The following is a 3,310-nucleotide window of genomic DNA, read 5'->3' as shown; positions in this document are numbered from 1 at the left end:
TTTCATCCGTTTACGGGACCGATATATGATCAGAAGGGTGGGTTGAGGATTCCGAAGGGCAAGGTCGCTACCGATAAGGAGCTTCTTGAGATGAGCTACTTCGTTAAGGGAGTAGTGGGAGAGATACCGAAGAAGTGAAAAAAAGGGGAATTATGGGGGGAGGTTCTCCTCCCCCTGTCCTTGCGGTTGAGCTTAAGGGTATAGTTAAGAGATTTCCTGGCATCGTTGCCAATGATGGTGTTGATTTCGACCTGCGGTGGGGAGAGGTTCATGCTCTTTTAGGCGAAAACGGGGCAGGAAAAACCACGTTAATGAATGTTCTTTACGGATTGTATCAACCGGATGCGGGTGAGATATGGGTAAAAGGAAAAAAGGTGGAGATAGATTCTCCTGCAACCGCTCTTTCACTGGGAATAGGCATGGTTCATCAGCACTTTACCCTTGTTCCGTCTTTTTCCGTTGCTGAAAATATCATACTTGGGCTGGGCAGGGATATACCACATATAAAAGAGGTGGCGAAAAAGATAAAGGAGCTTTCGGAGGCTTACGGTCTTCCGGTTGATCCGGAAGCTAAGGTCTGGCAGCTCTCCGTTGGCGAGATGCAAAGGGTTGAGATAATAAAACTTCTTTTCAGGGATGTGGATATCCTTGTTTTAGATGAACCCACTGCTGTTTTGACCCCTCAGGAAGCAGAGTCTCTCTTTGAAACTCTCCGAAAACTTAAGGAGGAGGGAAAATCCATAATATTTATATCTCACAAACTAAATGAAGTTATGGACATTTCAGACAGGATAACGGTTTTAAGAAAGGGTAAGGTAGTAAACACAGTACGAAAAGAGGGCACCTCTCCTGAAGAGCTTGCCAGGATGATGGTGGGAAGAGATGTTGTTCTTCGCGTTAAGCGCAGGGAGAAGGTTACTCCTGGAAAGGTCGTTCTTGAAGTGAAGGATCTTGAGGCTTATAGCGATAAAGGTTTAAAGGCTTTAAGAGGTATATCGTTTTCTATAAGGGAAGGAGAGATTCTCGGAATAGCCGGCGTTGCGGGGAACGGTCAGAGGGAGCTTGCGGAGGTCTTATCTGGTTTAAGGAAAGCTTCAGCTGGTAAGATCATTCTCGATGGCGAGAATGTCTTAAATAAGGAAACTGGCTATCTTATAGAGAAGGGAGAAGGCTTTATACCGGATGACAGAAAAAGGTTTGGCGTTGCTCCTAACCTCAGCCTCGTTGAAAACCTGATACTAAAAAGCTATAGAGATCCGCCTATATCGAGGGGAATGTTTATAGATCTATCCTGTGCCGAGAGGATTGCGGATGAGCTTATAGAAAAGTATGATATTAAGGCTCCTGGTAAGCATATACCTGTCAAGCTTCTATCGGGGGGTAATCTGCAAAGACTTATACTTGCGCGGGAGCTTGAGGGGAAAGTTAAGTTTTTGCTCGCGTTTCATCCTACAAGGGGACTTGATATAAGTGCTACTGAGTTTGTATATGAAAAGATAATGGAATCTGCTTCAAGAGGTGCAGCGGTTCTTCTTATAGCGGGAGATCTCGAGGAAATATTTACCCTTTCTGACAGGGTCAAAGTTATATATGAGGGGAAGCTTTATGGAGATTTTCCTGCAGATGAAGGATATTTGGATAAAATCGGACTGCTCATGGCAGGAGTGGTGAATAAGGATGAGGCTCAAATTTGAACCAAGAATTCATAGCAGTAAGGCGTTTGAGATGGGGGTAATGCTTGCTTCGTTTTTAATGACTCTGCTTTTGTTCGCTCTTTTCATGTTTATTAATGGGAAGAATCCCATGAACGCTTATAAGATAATGTTTTGGTGGGCGTTTGCCAATAGCGTTGGCCTTCAGGGAACTTTTATAAAATTTGTCCCTCTCGCTACGATAGGGCTGGGACTGATTATCGCTTTTAGAATGAAGCTATGGAATATAGGAGGAGAGGGGCAGTTTTATCTCGGTGCTATGGCTTCAACGCTTCTGGCTTTATTTTGGTTTCCCAAAGCTCCGGCTGTTATCCTTATTCCTCTTATAACTCTCGGTGGGTTTCTGGCGGGAGCGTTTTGGGGAGCAATTCCCGGCGCGTTGAGGGCATATCTCGGAGCAGACGAGATAGTGGTGACGCTTATGCTTAACTATATAGGAATACTTTGGGCTGATTATCTTGTCTACGGTCCGTGGAAAGATCCACACGGTTTTAACTTTCCTATGACGGCTATCTTTCCAAAATCAGCTTGGCTTCCGTGCCTCTGGGGAAAGGTTCACACGGGAATATTCTTTCCTATCGTTTTGGCTTTTCTTTTAAAGTTTCTTTTAGAGCGCACGAAGTGGGGATTTGAGATAAGGGTTATAGGGGATAATCAGGACGCAGCGAGATATGCGGGTATGGACGTTAGAAAAAACATGATCTTTGCGATGTCCTTGAGCGGAGGATTGGCGGGAGTAGCAGGCGCGGTATATATGATGGGCGTTCAGCACAGGCTTCAGCACGCTTTCTCGGTCGGCTATGGGTATACCGCGATCATAGTTGCGTGGCTCGCGAGGTTAGATCCCATAGCTACCGTTATAGTCGCGTTTCTCATGGGAGGGATATTTGTCGGGTGTGAGATACTCCAGATAGTTATGAAGATGCCGATATCGGTAAGCTACATATTTCAAGGTATTTTATTTGCGTGTGTTCTCGTGGGAGAGGTTATCATAAGGTACAAGATCAAGCTGGTGAGGTGATGAGCGTTGCTTGAAGCGATATTTATGGCTGCGATCAGGGCTGGAACGCCTCTCCTTTATGCTACGCTTGGTGAGATATTCGCTGAACGTTCAGGCGTGCTTAATCTCGGGCTTGAGGGTCTGATGCTCATAGGAGCTTTGACTGGATTTATGATTTCTCACTTTACTTCCTCCGTTTGGTTTGGCGTGCTTGCCGCGGTGTTAGCGGGGGGAGTTATGGCGCTTCTCTTTGCTTTCTTGACCGTAACGATGCGGGTTAATCAGGTAGTCGCGGGGCTGGCTTTAACAATGCTCGGCATGGGCTTAAGCGGATACTATGGGCAAAGTTTCATAGGCAAAACCGCTCCCCAGTTTAATCCCGTTTCCGTTCCCATCTTGGGAGATATACCGATCCTCGGTAAGATACTTTTTTATCATGATCCTCTGGTATACCTGACATATGCTTTAGTTCCATTGTCTTGGTTCTTCATATTTAAAACCAAATGGGGAATGAACTTAAGGGCGGTTGGTGAAGATCCCAGAACCGCTGACGCGGTTGGCATAAACGTTTTTAGGATAAGGTATATATACGTGGTTC

The 3,310-nt window shown here is 45.5% G+C and carries 3 protein-coding genes; all 3 read left to right on the top strand.

Going from position 1 to position 3,310, the window contains the following annotated elements:
* Positions 1 to 152 precede the first annotated feature (152 nt).
* Complete coding sequence (locus J7M13_03535; protein ID MCD6363058.1) at positions 153 to 1,694, top strand: ABC transporter ATP-binding protein; 1,542 nt, start codon at positions 153 to 155, stop codon at positions 1,692 to 1,694.
* Positions 1,678 to 2,733 (top strand): ABC transporter permease, encoded by a 1,056-nt coding sequence (locus J7M13_03530; GenBank protein MCD6363057.1) that lies wholly within the window; start codon positions 1,678 to 1,680, stop codon positions 2,731 to 2,733. The genes J7M13_03535 and J7M13_03530 overlap by 17 nt, the downstream gene beginning before the upstream one ends.
* Before the next feature lie 24 nt (positions 2,734 to 2,757).
* A partial coding sequence (locus tag J7M13_03525; GenBank protein ID MCD6363056.1) for an ABC transporter permease occupies positions 2,758 to 3,310 on the top strand: 553 nt, incomplete at its 3' end.

It is taken from the genome of Synergistota bacterium (assembly GCA_021159885.1).
GTDB lineage: Bacteria > Synergistota > GBS-1 > GBS-1 > GBS-1 > AUK310.
Note: the sequence above shows the minus strand (reverse complement) of the source record. Positions and strands in the feature narration are given on the sequence as shown.

Bases quoted from the DNA above. Each gene is read 5' to 3' on its own strand.
- J7M13_03535 (MCD6363058.1), top strand. From the start codon at position 153: ATGGGGGGAGGTTCTCCTCCCCCTGTCCTTGCGGTTGAGCTTAAGGGT.
- J7M13_03530 (MCD6363057.1), top strand. From the start codon at position 1,678: ATGAGGCTCAAATTTGAACCAAGAATTCATAGCAGTAAGGCGTTTGAG.